Source organism: Priestia sp. SIMBA_032, assembly GCF_046535215.1.
Lineage (GTDB): Bacteria > Bacillota > Bacilli > Bacillales > Bacillaceae_H > Priestia > Priestia aryabhattai.
The window spans coordinates 1-321 of record NZ_JAWRXD010000333.1 but is presented as its reverse complement, the minus strand read 5'-3'; the positions used below and the strand labels follow the sequence as shown (position 1 = coordinate 321).

Below are 321 nucleotides of genomic sequence, written 5' to 3'. Positions count from 1 at the left end.
ATGAGGAGCCACGGGACCGCCCCAGAGGCGAAGCCGGAGACGCCGGTCAGGGTGTAGGCGATGTACGTGAATGCGCCGAACATCCCGCCGAAGCCGACGATGCCGATGAGAAGCGCGAACCACACCTGCGGGCGTTTCAACGCCCCGAGTTCGGTCATCGGATTGGTGATCTTCATGTCCGACAGGGCAGGCAGGAACATGAACAGGGCCACGATCGTCAACAACCCGATGATGGCCACCACCACAAATGCGGCCCGCCAACCGACGGCACCACCGAGCCAGGTCGCCGCGGGCACCCCCACGACGTTGGCGACGCTCAGG

General features: G+C 65.1%; 1 protein-coding gene. It reads right to left on the bottom strand.

The annotated features are described in order from the left end of the window. Positions 1-321: MFS transporter (locus SB717_RS34640; RefSeq protein WP_410907390.1), on the bottom strand; the 321-nt coding region annotated here is incomplete at both ends.